The sequence below is a fragment of the Streptomyces acidicola genome, assembly GCF_009377235.1.
In the GTDB taxonomy this organism is placed as follows: Bacteria; Actinomycetota; Actinomycetes; order Streptomycetales; family Streptomycetaceae; genus Streptomyces; species Streptomyces acidicola.
Genome location: NZ_VMNX01000134.1, coordinates 1 through 24965 on the forward strand (window position 1 = coordinate 1; position 24965 = coordinate 24965).

The following is a 24965-nucleotide window of genomic DNA, read 5'->3' on the forward strand; positions in this document are numbered from 1 at the left end:
TGCCCATGGTCGGCGGTGCGTGGGCGGGTGCGGGTACGGCTGTCGGTGCGTGGCGGCGTGGGCACGGCTGCCGGTGTGCGGGCGGTGGGTGCGCGTATGGCCGGCGGTGCGTGGGCGGGTGCGGGCGTGGCCGGCGGTGCGGTTTGGGTGAGGGTGCGGTCCCGGGCTCGGGTGCGCCCGTGCTCTTAAGGGGCGCGGGGCTGTGTTGAATATGCGGCTCGGCCGCGTGGGCGCGACCAGCCACAACGAACCCGCAGTCGCCCACAGACAGAAACCCGGCAGACGAGATCGCACCGGCCGACTCAGCTACACACCGCCACCTTGGGCCAGTGCCCCTGAAGCGTCCGTACCGTTTCCGCGATGGCCGGCCGACGCGAAGCCCCCGTGCGCCACAGGGCGTACAGGCGACGCACCGGCATGGGATCGAGCGGCACCTCGACGACCCCCGCGGGCAGCGGCCCACGGCCCAGGCGGGGGATCAGGGCAACACCGAGCCCCGCCGCGACGAGGGCGACGAGCGTCGGGTTCTCCTCGGCCTGGTGGACGATGTCGGGCTCGCACCCGGCCGCCCGAAGCGTACGGACCAGCCAGTCGTGACAGACCCGCCCCGGCGGCTGGCAGATCCAGCGCTCACCCTTGAGATCCGTACGGCGCACGGAGGGGCGGGCGGCGAAGGGGTGCCCCGAGGGGACCAGCAGGTCGCACAGATCGTCACCGATCACCGCCTGCTCCACCCCCTCAGGAGCCGGCAACGGCGCGATGTCCCAGTCGTGCGCGACCGCCATGTCGACCGCACCCTTGGCCACCAGGTCCACGGACAGATGCGGCTCCACCTCCGTGAGGCGGGCGTCGAGAGCCGGATGACGCGCCGCCAGATCGGCGAGCACCCCCGGCATCAGCCCCCGCGCCGCGCTCGCGAACGCCGCCACCGTCAACCGCCCCGCCGGCACCCCGCGCCGCTCCTCCAGCTCGGTCTCCGCCCGCTCGACGATCGTGAGCAACTCCCGTGCCGTGGCGACGAGATGCTGCGCCTGCTCGGTGAGCCGGACACCGCGTCCCTGGCGCTCCAGCAGCACCGTCCGCGTCTCCCGCTCCAGTTTCGCTATCTGCTGGGACACGGCGGAGGGCGTGTAGCCGAGGGCGGCCGCCGCGGCGCCGACCGTGCCGTGGACGGAGACGGCGTGAAGAGCGCGCAGGCGCTGCAGATCGAGCATGCGTGCCATCTTACGTAAGCGCTGCTTCATCCATCCGTGCAGAAATCATCGCTGGTGCTGAACGGTCCGGGCCTCGATGCTCGAACCATGCGACCCACCCATCTCTGTCTCGCCGTTCTCGTCGCCGCCGTCTGGGGCGTGAACTTCACCGTCATCGAGATCGGCCTCGACCACTTCCCGCCCCTCCTCTTCTCGGCCCTGCGCTTCCTGGTGGCCGCCCTGCCCGCCGTCTTCTTCGTGGGGCGGCCCAAGGTCGCGTGGAAGTGGATCCTGGGGGTGGGGCTGGCGCTCGGGGTGGCCAAGTTCGGGTTGTTGTTCGTCGGGATGGACGCGGGCATGCCCGCCGGGCTGTCCTCGCTGGTCCTGCAGATCCAGGCCGTCTTCACGGCTCTCATCGCGTTCGTGGTCCTCGGCGAACGGCCCACACGCATACGGCTCCTGGGCATGGCGGTCGCCCTGTGCGGGGTGGGCCTGGCCGCCGTGGACGAGGGGACGGGCGGCCCGCTCGGCGCCTTCGCGCTCGTCATCGCGGCCGCGGTCTGCTGGGGAGTCTCCAACGTCCTCACCCGCAAGGCGTCCCCGCCCGACTCCCTGAACTTCATGGTGTGGGTCAGCACGGTGCCGGTCCTGCCCCTGCTGCTCCTGTCCCTGCTCACGGAGGGCCCGTCCGCCGACCTCGCCGCCCTGCGCGCGCTGGACTGGCAGGGTGCGGGAGTGATCCTCTACGTCGCCTGGGTCACCACGGTCTTCGGGTTCGGCGCCTGGGGCCGGCTGCTGCGCCGGCACCCGGCGTCGACGGTGGCCCCCTTCTCGCTCCTGGTACCGGTCTTCGGAATGTCCTCGGCGGCCCTGTTCCTCGGGGAGCCCGTCAGCGGACTGCGGTGGTGCGCGGCGGCCCTGCTCGTGGGCGGCGTGGCGCTGACCTCACTGGCTCCTGCGTCGGGGAAGGCCGCCACGGCTTCCCCGCGGTCGGCGAGGGTCCGACTGCCGGACGCCCCGCCACGGGACCGCGCCGAGGAGCCTGCGTGACCGAATGCTCTTCGGCGGCCGGGTGGCCGGGTGGCCGGGTGTGGGGAGCTCACCACTTCTGGACGTGCTGCTGCGCCCGGGGCCTCTGCCAGTCCTCGCCGTGGCGGGGCGCCGGAGACGGCGGCCCGAAGGGGGACTCGGCGCGCGGCGCGGTGCACGAGGGCCGACGGGGCACGGGGCGCGGGCGGCGCCCGGACCGCTCCGCCTCCAGGTCGCCCAGCATCAGCAGCGGATCGAACATCACCACCACCCCGGCCAGGACCAGGAAGACGACCGGACCGATGAGCATGGGCAGCAGGAGCGAGGTGGGTGTCTGGCCCGACCACGTGTCGCTGGGGGTGGAGTGCAGATGCACGCTCACGGCGGCCATCCCCGTGTAGTGCATGCCCGACACGGCGAGCCCCATGACCAGGCTGGCTCCCAGGCTGGGCAGAAAGCCGCGGATCGAGACGGCCGCCCACAGTGCACTCGTCGCCGCGATGATCGCGATCAGCACCGAGAGTGCGACGGTGAACGTGTCGTACTGGATGGTGCCGTTCAGGTTCATGGCCGCCATGCCCAGGTAGTGCATGGCGGCGACACCGAGGCCGGTGACGGTCCCCGCGACGCCCAGCGTGCGCGCGTCGACCCCGCGGTATCCGACCGCGAACACGCCGATGCCGACGACGGTGATCGCCACGGCGAGGCTCAGCACTGTCAGCCCCACGTCGTAGCGGATCGGGGTCTCCTCGACCCGGAAGCCGATCATGGCGATGAAGTGCATGGTCCAGATGCCGCACCCGATCGACGTCGCGCCGAGCGCCAGCCAGCCGGGCTTCCAGGACTGGTTGTTGAAGATGGACCGGACTACGCAGCGTAGCCCGAGGGCGCCTCCTAAGCAGGCCATGATGTACGCCGCCAGCGGGGTGACCGCGCCGTAGCTGAAGGCGTCAATTGTGCCTTGCATATGCCAACTCTCCCCCGGAAATCGCCAGTTGGGGGAGGGTCTCTCGCGGTGGGCGGGCTTTGCAATCCGTTACCGCAGGTAGCCGATCGACTTTGTACTGCCGGGTATTGTTTCCGGTCAGTATCCGGTCAGTGATGGACACGATTCAGTCGGAGTCGTCGTTTCGCTTGCGGTGTCGGCTCAGATGTCACTCACCTGTCACTCAGGTGTCGCCGAGCCCCCGGCTTTCCGTCACGCCGCGTCATTCATGAGCCGGGCCAGGTGCTCCCGGCCCGCCCGCAGCAGCCCGGGCAGCGGCGTGGCCCCCTCGTACCAGCGCTTCTCGTACTCCCAGCACAGCCAGCCGTCCCAGCCCTCCCGGGAGAGCAGGTCCACGCACTCGGTGAGCGGCAGCACGCCCGCGCCGAGCGGCAGCGGCGTGGTGTCCTCGGCCGAGGCGATGTCCTTGACCTGCACGTACCCCAGGAACGGGGACAGTGCCGCGTACGACGCCGACGGCTCCTCACCGCCCAGCCAGGTGTGCATGACGTCCCAGAGGGCGCCGACCTGGCGGTGGCCGACCAGCCCGAGCACGCGGGTCGCGTCGGCGCCGGTCCGATGTGAGTCATGGGTCTCCAGCAGGATGCGCACGCCCGCGGCGGCGGCGTACTCGGCCGCCGCGCCGAGCCGCCTGGCCGCCGTCGCGTCCGCCTCCCGGACGTCCTGCTCACCGCCTCCGGGGAAGACACGGACAAAGGGGGCGCCCAGGTCCCGCGCCAGATCGAGAAGCGCGCGCAGCTCGGCGAGTACGGGTTCGTCGTCGCCCGGCGCCGCCACGCGCACGTACCCCGCGAGGCTCAGGATCTCCACGCCCGCCGCCTTGAACCCGGCGGCCACCTCGGCCCGTTCGGCGGCCCCGAGTCCGGTGTGCACCGGCTCCTCGGGGTGTGTGCGCAGCTCGACGCCGTGGTAACCGTGCTCGGCCGCCAGCCACTGCACGTCGGTCAGTGGGAGACCGGGGACGCCGAGGGTGGAGAAGGCCAGTTTCACGTGGTCCACCTCGCTGAAGGAACGACGGGTGCGCTGTCCCGGCCGGATCCGTCACCCGGGACAGCCGGGCATGCGGCGGACGATACCGGTCGTACGGCGGACGATACCGGTCGTACGGTGTACGGCAACCGTCACGCGGCGGACGGCAGCCCTCCTTGGCGTGATGAGGGCGTACCCGTCACTCCGCCGTGCCCTGCAGGTCCATCCGCCAGTCCTGGCCCACGAGGTCCACGCCGAAGGAGCGGTGGGGCTTCTCGGCGACGAGCGTGAAGCCGTGACGCTGGTAGATCCTGCGCGCCGAGGTCAGACAGTCGTTCGTCCACAGGACCAGCTCGCGGTAGCCGGCCTCGCGCGCGAACTCGACACAGGCCCGCACCAGCCGGTCACCGATGCCGAGTCCGCGCGCGTCGGGCTCGACCAGCAGCAGCCGCAGCCGGGCCGCACCGGGCGGGTCGTTGTCGTCCCGTACGCACATCACGCACCCGACCGGCCGCCCGTCCAGCTCCGCGATCCACACCCGCTCCAGGTCCGGATCGTGGTCCTCGGCGAAGTCCGCGACGATCCTCGCGACCAGGCCCTCGTAGTCCGCGTCGAAGCCGTACTCCGCCGCGTAGACGGCGGCGTTCCGCTGCACGATCCAGCCCAGGTCACCGGGGGCGGGCCCGCGCAGGATCACATCCTCGGCGCGGGGCTCCCGGCCGTCGGCCAGGACCGTCCGGATCGTGCGCATGGCCTCGGCGAGCCGGGGTCGGTCCGCTGTCGGAACCCGGGCCAGCAGCGAGCTCACCGTTTCGTTGGACCGCTCGTTCAGCAGGTCGGCCGTCTCCTGCCCGCGTGCGGTCAATGTGACCCGGCGGCGACGCGGATCACGCGTCGATCGCGACCGCTCGACCAGCCCGTCCTCCTCGAACTTGGCCAGCAGTCGGCTCAAGTACCCCGAGTCCAAAGATAGTTCGGTCCGCAGATCCGCCGCGTCCGTACGCGACGAGTGCGCCAGCTCCCACAGCACGCGGGCCTCGGTGAGGGTGTACGGCGCGTAGACGTGGCGGCCGTAGTCCAGCGCGCCGATGACGTTCGTGTAGAAGCGGTTGAACGAGCGGATGTCCTGCACGGTCATGATCGTCGCCCCCGGAGCTCGATCCGATGTCTGACTCAGTCAGAGATATGTGGTGGGGGTGAGCGTACGACCGGGCTCCCTCGGGCGTCCAGGGAAACGGATGGCGACACGTACAGACGCGTGCCGCGCTCATGGCTCGGCCACGCCGGAACCGGGGCCGTGTACCGCCCCTGACCTGGGGCTGCTCGCGGCCGGGGAGGAGAGGAGGGGGCAGCCTGCCCTGCACGGGGAGGGCAGGCTGCCGTGCCGTCGTATCGGCAGACGGCACTCGGCACCCCTACGCCGCGTGCTCCCGGAACCGCGCCGCCGTCTCCGCCAGCACCTCACGGCCGTCCCGTGCCCACAGCCCGTCGTTGAAGAGCTCGACCTCGATGGGGCCGGAGTAGCCGGCGGCCTCGACGTAGGACTTCCACTCCCGCATGTCGATCGCGCCGTCGCCGATCTGGCCCCGGCCGTTCAGCACGCCCTCGGGCAGCGGCGTGGTCCAGTCGGCGAGCTGGAAGGTGTGGATGCGGCCACCCGCGCCCGCGCGGGCGATCTGCGCGGGCGCGTGGTCGTCCCACCAGATGTGGTACGTGTCCACGGTCACGCCCACCTGGTCCGCCGGGAAGCGCTCCGCGAGGTCCAGGGCCTGGGCCAGGGTGGACACCACACAGCGGTCCGAGGCGTACATCGGGTGCAGGGGCTCGATGGCCAGCCGAACGCCACGACCGGCGGCGTACGGACCCAGCTCGGCGAGCGCGTCCGCGATGCGCTCGCGAGCGCCGTGCAGGTCCTTCGAACCGGCCGGGAGGCCCCCGGAGACCAGCACCAAAGTGTCCGTGCCGAGCGTGGCCGCCTCGTCGACGGCCCGCCGGTTGTCGTCCAGGGCCCTCGCCCGCTCCTCGGGGTCGATCGCCGTGAAGAAGCCGCCCCGGCACAGCGTCGTGACCGCCAGGCCCGCGTCGCGGACCAGCTTGGCCGTCGCCTCCAGGCCGTACGACTGGACCGGCTCCCGCCACAGGCCGACACCCGGGACGCCCAACTCGACGCACGCGCCGACCAGTTCGGGCATGGACAGCTGTTTCACCGTCATCTGGTTGATGGAGAAGCGGGACAGATCACCGGTCGTGGTGGTCATGATCGTGGTGGAGGCGGTCACTGCGTCACCCCGTACATCGCCAGCAGGTTCTTCATCCGCTCCTCCGCCGGCGCCGGGTCCGGGAACAGACCCAGGCCGTCGGCCAGTTCGTACGCCCTCGCGAAGTGCGGGAGCGAGCGGGCCGACTGCAGGCCCCCGACCATCGTGAAGTGCGACTGATGGCCCGAGAGCCAGGCGAGGAAGACGACACCCGTCTTGTAGAAGCGCGTCGGAGCCTGGAAGAGGTGGCGGGACAGCTCGACCGTGGGGTCCAGCAGCTCGCGGAAGCCCTTCACGTCCCCCGTGTCCAGCACGCGGACCGCCTCGGCCGCCAGCGGGCCCAGCGGATCGAAGATGCCGAGCAGGGCGTGACTGAAGCCCTGGTCGTCGCCCGCGATCAGCTCGGGGTAGTTGAAGTCGTCGCCCGTGTAGCAGCGGACGCCCTCGGGCAGGCGGCGACGCAGATCGATCTCCCGCTGGGCGTCCAGGAGGGAGACCTTGATGCCGTCCACCTTGTCCGGGTGCGCCGCGATCACGTCCAGGAAGGTGTCCGTGGCAGCGTCCAGGTCCGACGATCCCCAGTAGCCCTCCAGCGCCGGGTCGAACATCGGGCCCAGCCAGTGCAGGATGACCGGCTCGGCGGACTGGCGCAGCAGATGGCCGTAGATCTCCAGGTAGTCCTCGGGGCCCGAGGCGGCCGCGGCCAGCGCACGCGAGGCCATCAGGATCGCCTGGGCGCCCGACTCCTCGACGACGGCCAGCTGCTCCTCGTACGCCTTGCGGATCTCCTCCAGGGAGCCGGAGTTGATCAGCGAGCCGGAGGTGATCTGGTCGGTCCCGACCCCGCACGCGATCCGGCCGCCGACCGCCTTCGCCTCGGCGGCACTGCGGCGGATCAGCTCTGCCGCGCCCGCCCAGTCCAGGCCCATCCCGCGCTGGGCGGTGTCCATGGCCTCGGCGACGCCCAGCCCGTGCGACCACAGATGGCGGCGGAAGGCGAGGGTGGCGTCCCAGTCGACGGCGGCGGGCGAGTCGGGGGACACGTCGGCGTACGGGTCGGCGACCACGTGCGCCGCCGAGAAGACCGTACGGGAGGTGAAGGGGGCGCCCGTGGTGAGGGCGAGGGGCTGAGGGCGAGGAGTGTAGGTGCGCAACTCACCGTCCGCACCCGGCAGTTGGATCGTCACAGCTGGATCTCCGGTACGTCGATACGGCGGCCCTCGGACGAGGACTTCAGGCCCAGCTCGGCGAGCTGCACGCCGCGGGCGCCGGCCAGCAGGTCCCAGTGGTAGTCGGCGTCGGCGTAGACGTGCCTGAGGAACAGCTCCCACTGGGCCTTGAAGCCGTTGTCGAACTCCTCGTTGTCCGGGACCTCCTGCCACTGGTCGCGGAAGGAGTAGGTGGCCGGGATGTCCGGGTTCCACACGGGCTTGGGTGTGGCGCTGCGGTGCTGGACACGGCAGTTGCGCAGCCCGGCCACCGCCGAGCCCTCCGTGCCGTCCACCTGGAACTCGACCAGCTCGTCGCGGTTGACGCGCACGGCCCAGGAGGAGTTGATCTGGGCGATGGCGCCGCCGTCCAGCTCGAAGATGCCGTACGCGGCGTCGTCGGCCGTGGCGTCGTACGGCTTGTCCTGCTCGTCCCAGCGCTGCGGGATGTGGGTGGCGGTGAGCGCCTGGACGGACCTGACCCGGCCGAAGAGCTCGTGCAGGACGTACTCCCAGTGCGGGAACATGTCGACGACGATGCCGCCGCCGTCCTCCGTGCGGTAGTTCCAGGAGGGGCGCTGCGCGGGCTGCCAGTCGCCCTCGAAGACCCAGTAGCCGAACTCGCCACGCACGGAGAGGATGCGGCCGAAGAAGCCGCCGTCGATCAGCCGCTTGAGCTTGAGCAGGCCGGGCAGGAAGAGCTTGTCCTGGACCACGCCGTGCTTGATGCCGGCCGCGTCCGCCAGCCGGGCCAGCTCCAGGGCGCCCTCCAGGCCCGTCGCGGTCGGCTTCTCGGTGTAGATGTGCTTGCCGGCGGCGATCGCCTTCTTGAGCGCCTCCTCGCGGGCCGAGGTGACCTGGGCGTCGAAGTAGAGGTCCACGGTCTCGTCGGCGAGGACCGCGTCCACGTCGGTCGACCAGTGCTCCAGGCCGTGCTGCTCCGCGAGCGCCTTGAGGGCGTGTTCGCGGCGGCCGACGAGGACCGGTTCGGGCCACAGCACGGTGCCGTCGCCCAGGTCGAGACCGCCCTGCTCGCGGATGGCGAGGATGGACCGGACGAGGTGCTGGCGGTAGCCCATGCGCCCGGTCACGCCGTTCATGGCGATACGCACCGTCTTGCGTGTCACGTCATTCCCTTCGTACGCGCCGTGCGCCGCGTACGCCCCCGTCGGAGAATCGTCGACGAGGGTGACAGCAAGCGCTTTCTATGTGCTGAGACGCTAGCCTCTGTGCGGCGGATCGGACAAGACCGTGCGGGGGAGAGTCGCGCGGTTTCGTGTAGGACTTTCCCGTGAGGGCGTCTGGCGGTGTCTGGTGGTGTCTGTGCGGCTTCCGGGCGGTTGCCGCAGGGCTTCGGCCGGACGCGCGGGGCGTACGGCAATGGTGTGGCCGTACCGGTGTACGGCAACCGCCGCGGCCTCACCGGGCGTCTGTACGGCTGCGCCGGGCGTCTGTGTGACGGCTGCTCCGGTGGCTGTTCCGGTGGCTGTTCCGGTGGGTGGGCGGTGGAGCGGCGAGCGGGGACGACGGAGAGACGGCGAGTCGACGAAACAGCGAGTTGACGAGACGGCACGAGTCGACGGAACAGCGAATCGGCAAGACAGCGAATCGGCAAGACAACGAGTCGACGAGACAAACGAGACCCGACGAGACGACGGACGACCGACACGGTGACGAGTAGACGTGGCGAGGACCGGACCGGAGGACGAGGAACGATGACTGTGACCCTGGCGGACGTGGCGGCCCGCGCGCAGGTGTCGCCCGCGACCGTCTCCCGGGTACTGAACGGGAACTATCCGGTGGCCGCGTCCACCCGTGAGCGGGTGTTGCGGGCCGTGGACGAGCTGGACTACGTCCTGAACGGCCCGGCGAGCGCGCTGGCGGCCGCCACCTCCGACCTGGTCGGGATCCTGGTGAACGACATCGCCGACCCCTTCTTCGGGATCATGGCGAGCGCCATCCAGTCGGAGATCGGCGGGCCGGGCGGCCGTGCGGGCGGCGAGCGGCTGGCCGTGGTGTGCAACACGGGCGGCTCCCCCGAGCGCGAACTGACCTACCTCACGCTCCTCCAGCGCCAGCGCGCCGCCGCGGTCATTCTCACCGGTGGTGCGGTCGAGGACGCCGTGCATGTGGCCGCCGTCGACACCAAGCTGCGCAAGCTGGCGGACGCGGGCACCCGGGTCGTCCTGTGCGGACGCCCGCCCTCGCCCGACGCGATCGCGCTCACCTTCGACAACCGCGGCGGCGGCCGGCAGCTCACCGAGCACCTCATCGGCCTCGGCCACCGCCGCCTCGGCTACATCGCCGGTCCCGAGGAGCGCACGACCACCCGCCACCGCCTGGAGGGCCACCGCGACGCGCTGGCCGCCCACGGCATCGAGGACGACCCGAAGCGCACGGTGTGGGGCCGCTACGACCGCCGCGCCGGATACGACGCGACCCTCGAACTCCTGCGCCGCGACCCGTCGTTGACGGCGGTGGTGGCGGCCAACGACACAGTCGCGCTGGGCGCTTGCGCCGCACTCCGCGAAGCGGGCCTGCGCATCCCCGACGACGTCTCGGTGGCCGGCTTCGACGACCTCCCCTTCAGCATCGACGCGGTACCGGCCCTGACGACGGTCCACCTGCCCCTCTCGGACGCGGGCGCCCGGGCGGGCCGTATCGCGATGGGCCGCGAGGAGCCCCCGCCGGGCGGGATCGCCACGGTGTGCGGGGAGTTGATGGTGCGGGGGTCTACGGGGGCGCCTCGGGAGTAGGGGAACCCTGGAGGCGTAGGAGCCCTTGGAGCCCCTGGAGCCCCTGGAGCCCCTGGAGCCCCTGGAGCCCCTGGAGCCCCTGGAGCCCCTGGAGCCCCTGGAGCCCCTGGAGCCCCTGGAGGCGCTGGAGGCGCGGGGGCCCCTGGGGGCGCTGGAGCTGTGGTCAATTGGCAGATTTGAGTCACTCGCTCCCCCTTCACGTCCTGGTCACGGCCATCAGGGCTGGCTCAAATCTGCCAATTGTCACCTTGGTCAGGGTGCCGTGATGGCTCGGGTGGTAAAGGCCGCCAACTGAGCGCGGAGTTTTTCGCGCGGTACGTCCTCCTCTCCGGCCAGGTGCTCGACGAGGTCGGCTCGGATGGCGGCGAGCAGGGTATGGGCGGTGAAGTCGCTGTCGGCCGCCAGGCCGGGGATCTGTTCCAGCACGCCTTGGAGCAGGTTGTGCCACCGGTCGTAGTGCGCCGCCTGGTAGGGGCTGGTGCTCCCGCTCTCCTCCAGGGCCAGCGCGAGGCGCCGGTTGTCGAGTTTGAAGCACAGCGCGGAGTCGAGCAGGGCGAGTACGCGCTGATGCGGTGGGGTGCCGGGCCCCAGAGGCGGCGGGCCCGACTCGATGGCCTCCCTGACCGGTTCGAGCCGGGCCTCGTACAACGCGCGGAGCAGTCCGGAGCGGTCGCCGAAGGCGCGGAAGAGTGTTCCCTTGCCGACGCCCGCCGCCGCCGCGACGTCGGCCATGGTGATGTCCTCGGGGCTCTCGCTCCGGGCGAAGAGGGCGTCGGCGGCCGCGAGGACGGCCTCTCGGTTGCGGGCAGCGTCCTTGCGGGGTTTGCGCTCGGGCACGCGGTTCCTCCGTTCCTTCATTTCCTTCATTTGCAAAACCGGACCCCGGGTCCGTATCGTTAAAGCGGACTCACGGTCCGGATTCTATGAGATGTACGAGATGGAGGGCACCCATGTCCGCACCGACCTCTCCGGCCTCTCCGGTGGATGTGTACCGCCACAGCCTGAGACTGCTGCTGGACAAGAACATCCCCGCGTGGGTCGGCCTGTGGGCCGAGGACGGCGTCATGGAGTTCCCCTTCGCGCCCCAGGGCTGGCCCCGGCGGCTGGAGGGCAAGGAGGCCATCGACGCCTACATGCGCCCGTACCCCGACCACATCGACGTGCACGACTTCCCCGACGTGCGGATCCACCAGACCACCGACCCGCAGACCATCGTGGTCGAGATGCGCGGCGTGGGCCGCCTGGTGGAGACCGACAGCCCCTACGACATGACCTACATCGCCGTCGTGACCGTCCAGGACGGGCTGATCACCTCCTACCGCGACTACTGGAACCCCCTCGCCGCCGGCGAACCCGGCATCGACTTCACCGGGAGCAGCCGTTGAGCACCACCGGCACCACTCTGGTCAGCGCCACCACTCTGGTCACTGCCACCACTCTGGTCATGGGCGCCACCGGCACCACCGGCAGCCGCACCGCCGCGCAGCTGACCGCCGCCGGCCACCGCGTCAAGGCCGCCAGCCGCAACGCCACGCCCGTCCCCGGCGCGGAGCCGGTCCGCTTCGACTGGTACGACCCCGCCACCCACGCCGCCGCCCTCGACGGAGCCGACCGCGTCTACCTCATACCGCCCCTGGGTGACTCCGACCCGGCGGCGGTCATGCTGCCCTTCCTCCGGCAGGCCCGCGCCGCCGGCGTCCATCGCGCGGTGCTCCTCAGCTCCTCGGCCATCCCCGAGGGCGGCCCGGCGGTGGGAACGGTGCACCAGGCCCTGCCCGATCTGTTCGAACAGTGGGCCGTACTGCGGCCCTCCTGGTTCATGCAGAACTTCACCGGCACGCACACGCACGCCGTCAGCATCCGTGAGGACGGCATCATCTCGACCGCCACCGGGACCGGCAGGGTCGGCTTCGTCGACGCCGAGGACATCGCGGCCGTCGCCGTCCACGCGCTGACCGACGAGCACGCCCCCAACGCCGATCTCGTCCTCACCGGACCGGAGGCGCTCAGTTACGACGACATCGCCGCCATCATCACCGAGGTCACCGGTCGGCCCGTGGCCCACCACCCGCTGTCCTACGAGCAGATGCGCGACCGCCTCACGGCGCTGATGCCGCTGGAGTTCGCTTCCATGCTGGCCGCCCTGGACCGTGCCATCGCCGAGGGGGCGGAGGACCGCGTCACCGACACCGTCCAGCGCCTCACCGGCCGGTCCGCGCGCAGCTTCCGCGCCCTCCTGGAACGGCAGTCGACGACACGATCCGACGCCGTGGTCAGCCGCCCCTGATCAGGAGGCGGCTCTGATCGCGGCAGCCATCCGCCGTACCGCCTCGGTGATCAGTTCCGGCGAGGTGGCCAGGTTCAGGCGGACGAAGCCCGCGCCGCCGGTCCCGAAGTCCGTCCCGGAGCTGAGGGCGACACGCCCGCGCTCAAGAAAGACCGCGGCCGGGTCGTCGCCGAGGCCCAGATCCCGGCAGTCCAGCCACGCCAGGTAGGTGGCCTGCGCGGGGGCGTAACGGACGCCGGGCAGGTGCTCGGCCAGCAGGTCCGCCAGGAGTTGGCGGTTGTCGTCGAGTCCGGACAACACCGCGTCGAGCCAGTCGCCGCCGTCCCGCAGGGCGGCGGTGTGGGCGATGATGCCCACGTGGCTGGGGCCGTGGCTGACCTCCTCGGGGAGGCGGGCGAGGTCGTCGGCCGCGTCGGGTCCGGCGATGGCGAGGGCGGCCTTGAGTCCGGCCAGGTTCCACGCCTTGGACGCCGACATCAGCGACAGGCCGTTCTCCCCGCCCGGAACGCTCAGATACGGCACGAAGGACGCGCCCGCGGCCACGATCGGGGCGTGGATCTCGTCCGCCACGACACGCACCCCGTACGTCCTCGCCAGCAGGGCGACCCGCGTCAGCTCGTCGGCGGTGTGCACGGTTCCGGTCGGGTTGTGCGGGCTGCACAGCAAATACACCGGCTGGTTCGCGTGGGCCGCCACCTCCCTGAACGCGCCCTCCAGGACGGCGAAGTCGATCCGGCCGTCAGCGCCCAGTGGTGCCTCCACGACCGGTCGCCCCAGGTTCCCGACGAACTGGTAGAAGGGCGGGTACACGGGGGAGTTGACGACCACGGGTTCGCTCGGGCCGGAGACCAGCTTGAGCATCTCGACGATGCCCAGCATCACATCGGGCACGATCGCCGTACGCTCCACGGCGAGCCCGTCCCACCCCCACCGCTCCCGGGCGAACCCGGCCAGCGCCTCGGCGTACGCCGTCCCGGCCGGATAGCCGGTGTCCCCGAGCGCCACCGCCTCGGTGATCGCCCGCGCCACCGGCTCGGCCAGCGGCACGTCCATCTCGGCGACCCAGAGCGGCAGTACGTCCTCGGGGTACGTCCGCCACTTCATGCTCGTCCGCTGCCGCAGCTGCTCCAGGGAGAGCCGGCGCAGAGGATCAGCTTCGCGAGGCATGGGCGAGGAAGTCGGTCCAGGCGGTGGGGGAGAGGGTGAGGTGGGGGGCCTCGGGGTTCTTGGAGTCGCGGACGTGGATGGTGTGGGGGGTGGTAGCTATTTCGACGCAGTCGCCGGAACCGCCGCTGCTGTAGCTGCTCTTGAACCATGTCAGCTCGCTGGTGCTCATAGTGCTCCTCGCATCCGCTCCAACAGGCTCATGGAGTCTTTGAGAGTAAGAGACTGTGAGCGCATCCTGGCATACCGCATCTGGAGCATGCTGACCACCTTTGAGTCAGCGATGAGCTGGCCGCTTTCCTGCCCCTCGCAGTAGGCGAACCACTTGTTCTCCGGGGTCTCCAACAGCTGCACAGGACCGTCGAGCCCCGCATGAGTCTCCTGGACCTGCGGCATGATCTGGAGCTCGACGTTCCGCAGCTCGGCGAGTTCCAGCACGTGATCGATGAGCTGCCTCGTGACCTCCACCCCGCCGGTGCGCCGCAGGAACACCCCCTCCTCCAAGATGAAGCCGAACGCCGTGTTCGGCCGCTCCCGTAGCAACCGTTGCCGTTCTGCCCGTGCCACCCACTGCGCCTCGATCTGCTCGTCGTTCAGGGGAGGCAACTGGTTCCTGAACAGCGTCCGCGCATACGCCTCCGTCTGCAACAAGCCCGGAATCAGACGGCACTCGTACGTGTACAGGGTGATGGCCGTTCGCTCCATCCGCGCCCACTGCCGAAGCCAAGCCGCCAACCCCGGCTGTCGTGCAAGGCGCCCCGCCGCCTTCCGTAACGCCCCCGTGTTCCCGGTCGCCTCCTCCGCTCGCTCGACGAACGCCGGGTCCGGCATGCGGCGCCCCAACTCCACCGACGCGACCGTGTGCTTGGAATACCGGACGTACTCGCCGAACTCCTCCCGGCTCAGCCCCGCGTTCTCGCGCAGGGCCTGTACGACTGCCCCGAACATCCGCAGACTGTCGGAGGACTCCGGCTCGCCGCCCGTCCCCGTGCCCACCATGCTGTCGGCCACCATTGGCCACCTCCCGCGCACACGCCACGCTGCTGCCACACCCAACGAGCTCATAGTTACGAACAGTTACGAGTACTGTCCAGTCCGTAATCGCGTACGCTGCGCGAGCGTACGTGGCGTTGACCTGGTGAAGTGCCCCTTCCGGCCGCCAAATTGGGCGCATGACAGCACCACCCGCCCCCCAACACCCGGTTACCGTACGTGTGTTCACCCAACGCTTCAGCTCGACCCCACTGGGCGCCCGGCTGGCCCGTCACCTCGCTCTCAACCAGCTCCAGGCCTGGGGCATCCCGTACGGCTCGGACGTCTCGGAGAAGGCCGCGGCGGTCGTCGCCGAACTGGCGGCCAACGCCGTGACCCACGGCCGCGTACCGGGCCGGGACTTCGAGCTGCGGCTCTCCCTGGCCACCGGTACCGGTTCCCTGTGCGTCGAGGTGACGGACACACGTGCCGAACGGCTCCCGCCCGCCCCCGGCGACGTACGACCCGCGCAGCCCCTCGACGAGTCCGGACGCGGGCTGCTCCTCGTCGAGGCGCTCGCCGACCGCTGGGAGGTGCTGGACCGCGACCCGTCCGGCAAGACCGTACGGGCCGAGATCGACCTGGGCTCCTTAATCGGTGGTGCCGTGCGGCGTGCTGAGGAGAATGCGTCCATGCACATCCGAGCCGTACGCCTGGACGAACTGCCCGTCCTCCAGGACATCGAGAGGGCCGCCGGGCAGTCCTTCCGGGACATCGGCATGCCGGAGATCGCCGAGGACGAGCCGCTCCCGCTGGCCGAGCTCGCCCGGTACCACCACGCCGGGCTGGCGTGGCTCGCGGCCAACGACGCCGACGCCCCGGTCGCCTACCTGATCGCCGACCGCGTCGACGGCAACCTCCACGTCGAGCAGGTCTCGGTGCACCCGGACAGCGCGCGTCGCGGAGTCGGCCGGTCGCTGCTGGACCATCTGGCGGCCCACGCCACGAGCGAGGGTGCGCCCGCCCTGACCCTCACCACGTTCACCGAGGTCCCGTGGAACGCCCCCTACTACGCACGCTGTGGTTTCCAGCTCATGGACGACAGCGGGCTTACTCCCGGTCTGCGCAAGATCCGCGAGCGCGAAGCGGCACATGGCCTGGACCGGTGGCCGCGGGTCTGCATGCGCCGGGCGCTGTGACACCTGGCGCGGTCATTCGAGGGGCCCGGTCAGAACCGACAGCGTCCTGTCTCGACCGGGCCCCTCGGGGTTTCCCCCTCCGTATCAGAACCCCCGCGATCCCCCCAGATCCCCCTCCGAGCGGTCCTGATGCCAAGTACGACCCGCGGGGTGCGGGGAGGGTTGCACGGTTCCCGGGAGTTTTTCCGGAGCGCCGCCGTCAGAACCGGAGTGCTGCTGTCAGAAGAAGACGCCGCACCTCAACAGCACGTTCGCGTACGGCCGTGCCTCCCCGGTCCGTACGATCAGCCGCGCGTCCGCCGAGAGGGCCTTGAGCTGCTCGTGGGAGACCAGTTCCAGCTCGGGGAAGCGGGCCTGGAGCAGGGCGCTCGCCTCCGGGTTCGCGTCGCGGACTTCGTGCGCGGCGGTCGCGCCCTCGATCACGAGCTCGTCGAGCAGCCCGTTGAGTACCTCGGCGAAGGACGGCACCCCGGCCCGGAAGGCGAGGTCCACCACGCGCGGACCGGACGGGATGGGCGACGGGATGGGCATGCCCGCGTCGCAGACCAGCACACCGTGCCCGTGGCCGAGCTCGGCGAGGGCACCCGACAGGTGACGGTTCAGTATTCCGGTCCGCTTCACCGGGACTCACCTCGCAGGACCGCGCCTCGCAGGGACGCGACCTCCTCCGCGGTCGGGAAGGACACCTGGGCGCCCGCCTTCGTGACGGCGGCCGCGCCGACGCGGGCCGCGTACGCGGCGGCCTCGGCCAACTCCGCACCCGTACCCAGCTTCCAGGCGAGCGCCGCGGTGAACGCGTCCCCCGCCCCCGTCGTGTCCACGGCCTCCACCTTCACCGACGGCACGCGCACACTGCCCTCGGCGGACGCCACCAGCGCGCCCTCCGCGCCCAGCGTCACGACCACCGACCGCGGCCCGAGCGCCAGCAGGGCCCGTGCCCAGTCCTCGGGGGAGCTCCCCAGGTCGCCGCCGGCGATGACCCGCGCCTCGTGCTCGTTCACGATGAGCGGGTCACAGGCGGCGAGCAACTCGTCGGGCAGCGGCTGCGGCGGGGACGGGTTGAGGACGAAGCGGGTGCCGTCCGGCAGGTTCCGTGCCACCTCCACGACCGTCTCCAAGGGGATCTCCAGCTGCGCCGAGACCACCGAGGAGGCGTGCAGCAGGCTCACCGCCGCCCGGATGTCCTCGGGCACGAGCCGCCCGTTGGCCCCGGGCGACACCACGATGCTGTTGTCCCCGGACGGGTCCACCGTGATCAGCGCGACCCCGGTGGGCGCCCCGCCGACGAGTACGCCCACGGTGTCGACCCCCGCCTCCCGCTGCGAGTCCAGCAGCAGCCGCCCGTGCGCGTCGTCGCCGACCCGGGCCAGCAGGGCCGTACGGGCCCCGAGCCGGGCGGCGGCCACCGCCTGGTTGGCGCCCTTGCCGCCCGGGTGGAGGGCCAGGTCGGAGCCGAGGACCGTCTCGCCGGCCCCCGGCCGCCGCTCGACACCGACCACCAGGTCGGCGTTGGCCGATCCCACGACCAGGAGGTCGTAGCCGTACATGAACCGTCTCCCTCTACGAATGAGTTGGAGCTACAGATGAGTTGGAGCTATGGATGAGCTGGAGCCGCTGATGAGCCGGAGCCCTGGATGAGCTGGAGGCGCACCGGCCGGTCGAGCCGGTGCGCCGCGCGGCAATCCGTGTCAGCCGCTGAACTCGTCCACGTTCTCCGCCGTGACCACCTTCACCGGCACCTTCACCGTCTTCTCGACCTTCTCGCCCTCGGCGGCCTTGAGGGCGTTCTGGAGCGCTATTCGGCCGAGTTCGGTCGGCTGCTGGGCGACGGAGGCGTACAGCGTGCCGTCCTTGACCGCCTTCAGGCCGTCCGGCGTGCCGTCGAAGCCGATGACGGCGACGGACTTGCCGGCCTTGGAGCCGAGGGCCTTGATCGCGCCGAGTGCCATCTCGTCGTTCTCGGCGAAGACGCCGTCGACGTCCGGGTGGGCCTGGAGCAGGTTCGTCATGACGTCGAGGCCCTTGGTGCGGTCGAAGTCGGCGGGCTGCCTGGCGACGACCTCGATGCCGGGGTAGGCCTTGAGGCCCTCCGCGAAGCCCGCGCCGCGCTCACGGCTCGCGGACGTGCCGGCCAGGCCCTGGAGGATCACGATCCTGCCCTTGCCGCCCAGCTTCTCGGCCAGGGCCTTGGCGCCCAGCCGGCCGCCCTCGACGTTGTCGGAGGCGACGAGCGCGGCCGTGTTCGCCTTGTTGACGCCCCGGTCGACGCCGACGACGGGGATGTCGGCCTTGTTCGCGGCACGCACCGAGGGGCCCGCCGCGTCCGAGTCCACCGGGTTGACGATGATCGAGCCGAGGCCCTCGCTGGTGAAGTTCTGCAGCTGGTTGGCCTGCTGCGAGGCGTCGTTCTGCGCGTCGGTGACGGTCAGGTCGGCGCCGAGCTTCTTCGCCTCCTCCTGGGCGCCCTTCTTGATCTGCACGAAGAAGGGGTTGTTGAGGGTGGAGAGGGACAGCCCGACCTTCTGGTTCGCGGACGAGGACGAGCCGCTGTTGACGAAGGTCATCGCGCCCACGACGGCCGCGACGACCACGGCCGCCAGCGCGAGCTTCAGCGGACTCTTCCCGCCCGAGAGCACCGAGCCTCCGCCCCCGCCTCCGCCCGTACCGGCCGCGGCTCCGGGCGACCCGGCCTTCCTGCGCAGCGTGTCCAGCAGCACCGCCAGCGCGATCACGACACCGATGACGACCTGCTGCCAGAACGCCGACACCGACAGGAGGTTGAGGCCGTTGCGCAGCACCGCCAGGATCAGCGCGCCGATCAGCGTGCCGGACGCCTTGCCCGTACCGCCGGCCAGCGAGGCACCGCCGATGACGACCGCGGCGATGGCGTCCAGCTCGTAGCCCTGCGCGGCCTGCGGCTGCGCGGAGGACAGACGGGAGGCGAGCACGATGCCCGCGGCGGCGGCGAAGAGACCGGACAGCGCGTAGATGACGAGCTTCTGCTTCTTCACGCGCAGACCGGACAGGCGGGCGGCCTCCTCGTTGCCACCGATCGCGTACATGGCGCGGCCGATGTAGGTACGGCCCAGGATCACGGCCGTGACCAGCCCCATGACGATCATGACGAGCACGGGCACCGGCAGCCAGCCGCCGAGCGTGTCACCGAGGTGCGAGACCGAGTCGGGGAACGCGATCGGGCTGCCCTGCGAGATCACCAGGGACAGGCCGCGGCCCACCGACAGCATGGCCAGCGTGGCGATGAACGGCGGGAGCTTCCCGTACGAGACGAGGACGCCGTTGACGAGGCCGCAGGCGATGCCCGTGGCGACCGCGAGTATCACGGCTGTCCAGACCGGGACACCCTCCGATGTCGCGCTCCACGCCAGCACCGTGGCCGACAGCGCGGCGACCGAGCCGACCGAGAGGTCGATGCCCGCCGACACGATCACGAAGGTGACGCCGAAGGCGAGGATGGCGGTCACGGCGGCCTGGACGCCGATGTTGAGCAGGTTGTCCGTCGTCAGGAAGTCGCCCGACAGGGCCGACATCGCGACGACGAGGAGGATCAGCGCGGTGAGCGCGCCGTTGTCGAGCAGGATGCGGCGCAGGCCGCCCGAGGCGCCACTCGCGCCCGACTGGCTCTTGAGCGTGTCAGTGGCCACGGGGGGCCTCCACTTCGGTCTTCTCGGTCTTCTCAGTAGCGGATGCGGGTAGGGGGGTGGATTCGGATGCGGTGGTGGGTGCGCTGACGGCGAGGGCCATGACCGCGTCCTGGGTGGCCTCGGCGGCGGGGAGTTCGCCCGCGATGCGGCCCTGGGCCATCACCAGGACCCGGTCGCTCATGCCGAGCACCTCGGGCAGGTCACTGGAGATCATCAGGACGGCGGCTCCGGCGGCCGTCAGCTCGTTGATGAGCTGGTAGATCTCGACCTTGGCGCCGACGTCGATGCCGCGCGTGGGCTCGTCGAGGATGAGCACCTTGGTGTCGGCGAGCAGCCACTTGCCGATGACGACCTTCTGCTGGTTGCCGCCGGAGAGGGTGCGTACGTGCTGGTGGAGCCCGGCCATGCGCACACCGAGTTGCTCGGCGATCCGGGCGGCCGCCTCGTGCTGCCCCTTGAGGTCGACGAAGCCGCCCCTGGTCGCGCCGCGCAGGGTGACCAGGCCCAGGTTCTCCGCCACGGAGGCGTCCAGGACGAGCCCCTGGCCCTTGCGGTCCTCGGGGACGAGCCCGATCCCGGCCCGCATGGCGGCGTTGACGTCGTGGCGGCGCAGCTCGGCGCCCGCGACCTTGACGAGGCCCTTGTCGTACGGGTCGGCGCCGAACACCGCCCGCACGACCTCCGTACGGCCGGCCCCGACGAGGCCCGCGACGCCGACGACCTCGCCGGCCCGCACCTCGAAGCTCACGTCGTGGAAGACGCCGTCCCTGGTCAGCCCCTCGACGTGCAGCAACGCCTCACCTGTGTCCGGGCGTTCGCGCGGGTACTGCTGCTCGATGGAGCGGCCCACCATGAGCCTGACGAGCTCGTCCTCGGGTGTGGACGCGGGCACCTGGCCGACGCTCCTGCCGTCCCGGATGACCGTGACGCGGTCGCCCAGGGCGGCGATCTCCTCCAGGTGGTGGGTGATGAAGACGATCCCTACGCCGTCCTCGCGCAGCCTGCGCACGATCGCGAAGAGCTTGTCGACCTCCTCGGAGGTGAGCACCGCGGTCGGCTCGTCCATGATCAGCACACGCGCGTCAAGGCTCAGCGCCTTCGCGATCTCGACCATCTGGAGGCGGGCGATGCCGAGTTCCCGCACGCGCGCGCGTGGAGACACGTTCACGCCGACGCGTTCGAGGAGCTCGGTGGCGTCGGCCTCCATCCGCTTCCGGTCGATCAGCCCGAAGCGGCGCGGCTGCCGCCCCAGGAAGATGTTCTCGGCGACCGTCAGATCGGGAACCAGGTTGAACTCCTGGTAGATGGTGGCGATCCCGAGGCGCTCGGAGTCCTGCGCACCATGGATGCGCACCTCCTCGCCGCCCACCACGACGCGCCCGGCATCGGGGCGGTAGGCGCCGGACAGCATCTTGATGAGTGTGCTCTTGCCCGCGCCGTTCTCGCCGAGGAGTACGTGCACCTCGCCGCGGCGCAGATCGAAGTCGACGCCGTCGAGCGCGACCACGCCGGGGAAGGTCTTCCGTATGCCTTCGATGCGCAGTAGTTCATTGCGCAGTAGTTCATTGCGCGGCTGTTCGTTGCGCGTCGACTCGTCCGGGTCGCTCACGACGTGCTCCTTTCGGGGGCGGTCTCGCCGCACGAGCGGCGTACGACGAGACGGGCGGGGAGGGTGACGGACTTCGGGGTGCGGCCCTCGATGCGGTCGACCAGGGCGCGTACGGCGGCGCGGCCCAGCTCGCGTGTCGGCTGGGCGACCGCGGTGATCGGCGGATCGGTGTGCACGAACCACGGGATGTCGTCGAACGCGGCCAGCCCGATGTCCTCGGGAATCCGCAACCCGCGCGCGCGGACGGCGTCCAGCACGCCGAGCGCCATCAGGTTGTCGGCGGCGAAGACGACCTCGGGGGGCTCGGGCAGGTCCAGGAACCGCTCGGTGGCCCGTCGGCCGCTCTCGGCCTGGAAGTCACCCTGGCCTATGTGGTCGTCGGGCAGTTCCAGGTCGTAGGCGCGCAGGGCCTCCCTGAAGGCGTCGACGCGCTCCCGGCCGGTCGTGGTCGCCGCGGGGCCCGCGATGATGGCGAGCCTGCGGTGGCCGAGCCCGTGCAGATGGGCGACGAGGTCCCGTACGGCCTGCCGCCCGTCCGCCCGGACGACCGGCACGTCCATGCCGGCGATCCACCGGTCCACGAACACCATCGGTGTCCCCGACCGCACGGCGTCCAGCATCAGCGGGGAGCCGCCGTCGGTGGGGGAGACCAGGAGCCCGTCGATCCGGCGGTCCAGGAGGGTCCGTACATGGTGGTCCTGGAGGTCGCGCCGCTCGTCGGCGTTGCCGAAGATGACGCTGTAGCCGAGGGCGCGGGCCTCCTCCTCGACGGCACGGGCCAGTTCCGTGAAGTAGGGGTTCATCACGTCGCTGATGACCAGGCCGAGCGTGTGGGTCTGGTCGGTGCGCAGGGAGCGGGCGACGGCGTTCGGGCGGTAGCCCAGGGCCTCGACGGCGGCCAGCACGCGCGTGCGTGCCTCCGGGCTGACCGACGGGTGGTCGTTCAGGACACGCGAGACCGTGGCGACGGACACTCCCGCCTCGGCGGCGACGTCCTTGATGCTCGCCATCGTCGCTCCACCTCCTCGTGGAATCGATTACACGAGGGATTGGAATCGATTACACGAGGATGACGCAAGACCTGGGTGGGACCCCGAGACCAGATCGTGATGCGACGGTGACCAGGTGAAAGCCCGTCAGGGCCGTCGGCTGCGGCCGACGGGCGCCGTATCCACCACCGACCTTGCGGCGGGCAGGCGCGAGCCGCGCGAAGGCGTCCCGGCCCGCACTGTCCGAGCCGCCGCGCACTGTCCGAGCCGAGCGGTAGCGTCGGATCATGTCCAATCAGGTGGGGAACGCGGGCAGTGCGGGGAACGCGACGGCGGCCGGGGCACGGCAGCTTGCCGTACTCGAAGGTGTCCTGGAGCGGATCACGTACGCCAACGAGGAGAACGGTTACACGGTGGCCCGCGTGGACACCGGCCGGGGCGCCGGCGACCTCCTCACGGTCGTGGGCGCACTCCTCGGCGCCCAGGTCGGCGAGTCCCTGCGCATGGAGGGCCGCTGGGGCTCCCACCCCCAGTACGGAAAACAGTTCACCGTCGAGAACTACACGACGGTGCTCCCGGCCACCGTCCAGGGCATCCGCCGCTACCTGGGCTCGGGCCTGGTCAAGGGCATCGGTCCGGTCTTCGCCGACCGCATCACCCAGCACTTCGGCCTGGACACGCTGCAGATCATCGAGGAGGAGCCCAAGCGGCTCATCGAGGTCCCCGGCCTCGGCCCCAAGCGCACCAAGAAGATCGCGGACGCCTGGGAGGAGCAGAAGGCGATCAAGGAGGTCATGCTCTTCCTCCAGACCGTCGAGGTGTCGACGTCCATCGCCGTGCGCATCTACAAGAAGTACGGCGACGCCTCGATCTCCGTCGTGAAGAACCAGCCGTACCGCCTCGCGGCCGACGTCTGGGGCATCGGCTTCCTCACCGCCGACAAGATCGCCCAGTCCGTGGGCATCCCGCACGACAGCCCGGAGCGCGTCAAGGCCGGCCTCCAGTACGCCCTGTCGCAGTCCGCGGACCAGGGGCACTGCTACCTCCCCGAGGAGAAGCTGATCGCCGACGCGGTGAAGCTGCTCCAGGTGGACACCGGCCTGGTCATCGAGTGCCTGGCGGAGCTGGCGGCGCCGCCCGAGGACGACGCGGACCCCGGTGTCGTACGGGAGAAGGTCCCCGCCCCGGACGGCGGCACCCCGGTGACCGCCATCTACCTGGTCCCCTTCCACCGGGCCGAACTCTCCCTCTCCGCCCAGCTCCTGAGGCTGCTCCGCACGGACGAGGACCGCATGCCCGCGTTCCGTGACGTGGCCTGGGACAAGGCGCTGGCCTGGCTGAAGGGGCGTACGGGCGTCGAGCTCGCCCCCGAGCAGGAGGAGGCGGTCCGGCTGGCGCTCACCGAGAAGGTCGCCGTCCTCACCGGCGGCCCCGGCTGCGGCAAGTCCTTCACGGTCCGCTCGATCGTGGAGCTGGCCCGTGCCAAGAAGGCGAAGGTGGTGCTGGCCGCGCCCACGGGCAGGGCCGCCAAGCGGCTCGCCGAACTCACGGGCGCCGACGCCTCCACCGTCCACCGCCTCCTGGAGCTCAAGCCCGGCGGTGACGCGGCGTACGACAGGGACCGCCCTCTGGACGCGGACCTCGTGGTCGTCGACGAGGCGTCCATGCTCGACCTCCTCCTCGCCAACAAGCTGGTGAAGGCGGTGCCGCCGGGGGCCCATCTCCTCTTCGTCGGGGACGTGGACCAGTTGCCGAGCGTGGGCGCGGGCGAGGTGCTGCGCGACCTGCTGGCCGACGGCAGCCCGATCCCGGCGGTCCGTCTGACCCGTGTCTTCCGTCAGGCCCAGCAGTCGGGCGTCGTGACGAACGCCCACCGGATCAACTCCGGGCAGCACCCGGTCACCGACGGCATGAAGGACTTCTTCCTCTTCGTCGAGGACGACACGGAGGAGGCCGGCCGGCTCACGGTGGACGTGGCGGCCCGGCGGATCCCCGCGAAGTTCGGCCTGGACCCGCGGCGTGACGTGCAGGTGCTGGCCCCCATGCACCGTGGCCCGGCGGGAGCGGGCACCCTCAACGGGCTGCTCCAGCAGGCCATCACGCCCGCCCGCCCGGACCTTCCCGAGAAGCGGTTCGGCGGCCGGGTCTTCCGCGTCGGCGACAAGGTCACCCAGATCCGCAACAACTACGACAAGGGCGCGAACGGCGTCTTCAACGGCACCGTCGGCGTGGTCACCGCGCTCGATCCGGTCGACCAGCGCCTGACGGTGCTGACGGACGAGGACGAGGAGGTGCCGTACGAGTTCGACGAACTGGACGAGCTGGCGCACGCGTACGCGGTGACGATCCACCGCTCGCAGGGAAGCGAGTACCCGGCGGTCGTCATCCCGGTCACGACCGGCGCGTGGATGATGCTCCAGCGCAACCTGATCTACACCGCCGTGACGCGGGCCAAGAAGCTGGTCGTCCTCGTCGGCTCCCGCAAGGCGATCGGCCAGGCGGTCCGCACGGTGTCGGCGGGTCGCCGCTGCACGGCGCTCGACTTCCGGCTGGCGCCCCGGCTGATGGAGGATTGAGACACCGCCGCTCCGCGGGAGGACCCACTGCCGGAGGGCCCACCCGGACCACGTGGTTTCTCGCCCCCGCCGTCCCTACCCGTCCCAT

Annotated in this window: 22 protein-coding genes and 1 pseudogene; 7 read left to right on the top strand and 16 right to left on the bottom strand. The window is 71.0% G+C overall.

The features are described from left to right. Nucleotides 1-302 precede the first annotated feature (302 nt). Nucleotides 303-1214: a LysR family transcriptional regulator gene (locus tag FPZ41_RS28920; RefSeq protein WP_152866604.1), complete on the bottom strand. Its 912-nt coding sequence runs from the start codon at nucleotides 1212-1214 to the stop codon at nucleotides 303-305. 87 nt (nucleotides 1215-1301) lie between these two features. On the opposite strand from FPZ41_RS28920, the gene FPZ41_RS28925 reads away from it, so the two are divergent. Then, nucleotides 1302-2243: an EamA family transporter gene (locus tag FPZ41_RS28925; RefSeq protein WP_152866605.1), complete on the top strand. Its 942-nt coding sequence runs from the start codon at nucleotides 1302-1304 to the stop codon at nucleotides 2241-2243. A gap of 49 nt (nucleotides 2244-2292) precedes the next feature. Here the strand turns inward: FPZ41_RS28925 and FPZ41_RS28930 are convergent, their stop codons facing one another. From FPZ41_RS28930 to FPZ41_RS28955, 6 genes are all read right to left on the bottom strand, one after another. Continuing rightward, nucleotides 2293-3189: an MHYT domain-containing protein gene (locus FPZ41_RS28930; RefSeq protein WP_152866606.1), complete on the bottom strand. Its 897-nt coding sequence runs from the start codon at nucleotides 3187-3189 to the stop codon at nucleotides 2293-2295. Nucleotides 3190-3420: 231 nt separating this feature from the next. Next, complete coding sequence (locus FPZ41_RS28935; RefSeq protein ID WP_322620859.1) at nucleotides 3421-4218, bottom strand: sugar phosphate isomerase/epimerase family protein; 798 nt, start codon at nucleotides 4216-4218, stop codon at nucleotides 3421-3423. A gap of 178 nt (nucleotides 4219-4396) precedes the next feature. Beyond that, nucleotides 4397-5335 carry a bifunctional helix-turn-helix transcriptional regulator/GNAT family N-acetyltransferase gene (locus FPZ41_RS28940; protein ID WP_152866607.1) on the bottom strand — a complete coding sequence of 313 codons (939 nt, stop codon included), beginning with the start codon at nucleotides 5333-5335 and terminating at the stop codon, nucleotides 4397-4399. Between the two features lie 277 nt (nucleotides 5336-5612). Continuing rightward, entirely contained in the window at nucleotides 5613-6455 is an 843-nt protein-coding gene (locus FPZ41_RS28945) for a sugar phosphate isomerase/epimerase family protein (protein ID WP_152866618.1), read from the bottom strand. A gap of 17 nt (nucleotides 6456-6472) precedes the next feature. Then, a complete protein-coding gene (locus FPZ41_RS28950) occupies nucleotides 6473-7642 on the bottom strand; it encodes a dihydrodipicolinate synthase family protein (protein ID WP_322620860.1) in 1170 nt (389 codons plus the stop codon). Continuing rightward, the gene (locus FPZ41_RS28955) at nucleotides 7639-8790 is read right to left on the bottom strand and encodes a Gfo/Idh/MocA family protein (protein ID WP_322620861.1); all 1152 of its coding nucleotides are present in this window, start codon (nucleotides 8788-8790) and stop codon (nucleotides 7639-7641) included. Before FPZ41_RS28955 ends, FPZ41_RS28950 begins: the two co-directional genes overlap by 4 nt. Before the next feature lie 588 nt (nucleotides 8791-9378). On the opposite strand from FPZ41_RS28955, the gene FPZ41_RS28960 reads away from it, so the two are divergent. Then, on the top strand, nucleotides 9379-10419 hold the full coding sequence (locus FPZ41_RS28960; RefSeq protein ID WP_152866608.1) for a LacI family DNA-binding transcriptional regulator: 1041 nt from the start codon (nucleotides 9379-9381) through the stop codon (nucleotides 10417-10419). 252 nt (nucleotides 10420-10671) lie between these two features. Here the strand turns inward: FPZ41_RS28960 and FPZ41_RS28965 are convergent, their stop codons facing one another. Further along, entirely contained in the window at nucleotides 10672-11256 is a 585-nt protein-coding gene (locus FPZ41_RS28965) for a TetR/AcrR family transcriptional regulator (protein WP_322620862.1), read from the bottom strand. A gap of 113 nt (nucleotides 11257-11369) precedes the next feature. On the opposite strand from FPZ41_RS28965, the gene FPZ41_RS28970 reads away from it, so the two are divergent. Together FPZ41_RS28970 and FPZ41_RS28975 are read left to right on the top strand one after the other, a co-directional pair. Further along, complete coding sequence (locus FPZ41_RS28970) at nucleotides 11370-11804, top strand: nuclear transport factor 2 family protein (protein WP_152866609.1); 435 nt, start codon at nucleotides 11370-11372, stop codon at nucleotides 11802-11804. A 59-nt stretch (nucleotides 11805-11863) separates the two neighbouring features. Beyond that, complete coding sequence (locus FPZ41_RS28975; RefSeq protein ID WP_152866622.1) at nucleotides 11864-12706, top strand: NAD(P)H-binding protein; 843 nt, start codon at nucleotides 11864-11866, stop codon at nucleotides 12704-12706. Here the strand turns inward: FPZ41_RS28975 and FPZ41_RS28980 are convergent, their stop codons facing one another. From FPZ41_RS28980 to FPZ41_RS28990, 3 genes are read right to left on the bottom strand one after another with little or no spacing between them, the layout of a single operon-like run. Continuing rightward, a complete protein-coding gene (locus FPZ41_RS28980) occupies nucleotides 12707-13873 on the bottom strand; it encodes a MalY/PatB family protein (RefSeq protein WP_152866610.1) in 1167 nt (388 codons plus the stop codon). Then, nucleotides 13857-14042 carry a DUF397 domain-containing protein gene (locus tag FPZ41_RS28985; RefSeq protein ID WP_152866611.1) on the bottom strand — a complete coding sequence of 62 codons (186 nt, stop codon included), beginning with the start codon at nucleotides 14040-14042 and terminating at the stop codon, nucleotides 13857-13859. The genes FPZ41_RS28980 and FPZ41_RS28985 overlap by 17 nt, the downstream gene beginning before the upstream one ends. Then, nucleotides 14039-14884, bottom strand: coding sequence for a helix-turn-helix domain-containing protein (locus FPZ41_RS28990; RefSeq protein ID WP_228023042.1), 846 nt, complete (start codon nucleotides 14882-14884; stop codon nucleotides 14039-14041). Before FPZ41_RS28990 ends, FPZ41_RS28985 begins: the two co-directional genes overlap by 4 nt. A gap of 158 nt (nucleotides 14885-15042) precedes the next feature. On the opposite strand from FPZ41_RS28990, the pseudogene FPZ41_RS28995 reads away from it, so the two are divergent. Next, nucleotides 15043-15414 (top strand): annotated as a pseudogene (locus FPZ41_RS28995) (ATP-binding protein); the annotation flags it as partial. 120 nt (nucleotides 15415-15534) lie between these two features. Then, nucleotides 15535-16041, top strand: a complete 507-nt coding sequence (locus FPZ41_RS29000; protein WP_152866623.1) for a GNAT family N-acetyltransferase — start codon at nucleotides 15535-15537, stop codon at nucleotides 16039-16041. 219 nt (nucleotides 16042-16260) lie between these two features. Here FPZ41_RS29000 and rbsD read toward each other — a convergent pair whose 3' ends face one another. The 5 genes from rbsD to FPZ41_RS29025 all read right to left on the bottom strand — a co-directional run bounded on the left by rbsD (nucleotide 16261) and on the right by FPZ41_RS29025 (nucleotide 22322). Continuing rightward, nucleotides 16261-16662, bottom strand: a complete 402-nt coding sequence (gene rbsD / locus FPZ41_RS29005) for a D-ribose pyranase (RefSeq protein ID WP_322620863.1) — start codon at nucleotides 16660-16662, stop codon at nucleotides 16261-16263. Next, nucleotides 16659-17588 carry a ribokinase gene (locus FPZ41_RS29010; protein WP_152866613.1) on the bottom strand — a complete coding sequence of 310 codons (930 nt, stop codon included), beginning with the start codon at nucleotides 17586-17588 and terminating at the stop codon, nucleotides 16659-16661. The genes rbsD and FPZ41_RS29010 overlap by 4 nt, the downstream gene beginning before the upstream one ends. Before the next feature lie 141 nt (nucleotides 17589-17729). After that, the gene (locus tag FPZ41_RS29015) at nucleotides 17730-19703 is read right to left on the bottom strand and encodes an ABC transporter permease/substrate-binding protein (RefSeq protein ID WP_322620864.1); all 1974 of its coding nucleotides are present in this window, start codon (nucleotides 19701-19703) and stop codon (nucleotides 17730-17732) included. Then, on the bottom strand, nucleotides 19693-21312 hold the full coding sequence (locus FPZ41_RS29020) for a sugar ABC transporter ATP-binding protein (RefSeq protein WP_322620865.1): 1620 nt from the start codon (nucleotides 21310-21312) through the stop codon (nucleotides 19693-19695). Before FPZ41_RS29020 ends, FPZ41_RS29015 begins: the two co-directional genes overlap by 11 nt. Beyond that, a complete protein-coding gene (locus FPZ41_RS29025) occupies nucleotides 21309-22322 on the bottom strand; it encodes a LacI family DNA-binding transcriptional regulator (RefSeq protein ID WP_152866615.1) in 1014 nt (337 codons plus the stop codon). The genes FPZ41_RS29020 and FPZ41_RS29025 overlap by 4 nt, the downstream gene beginning before the upstream one ends. 266 nt (nucleotides 22323-22588) lie before the next feature. Here FPZ41_RS29025 and recD2 point away from each other — a divergent pair, with 266 nt between their 5' ends. Further along, nucleotides 22589-24877, top strand: coding sequence for an SF1B family DNA helicase RecD2 (recD2, locus tag FPZ41_RS29030; protein ID WP_152866616.1), 2289 nt, complete (start codon nucleotides 22589-22591; stop codon nucleotides 24875-24877). The last annotated feature ends 88 nt before the right edge of the window (nucleotides 24878-24965 follow it).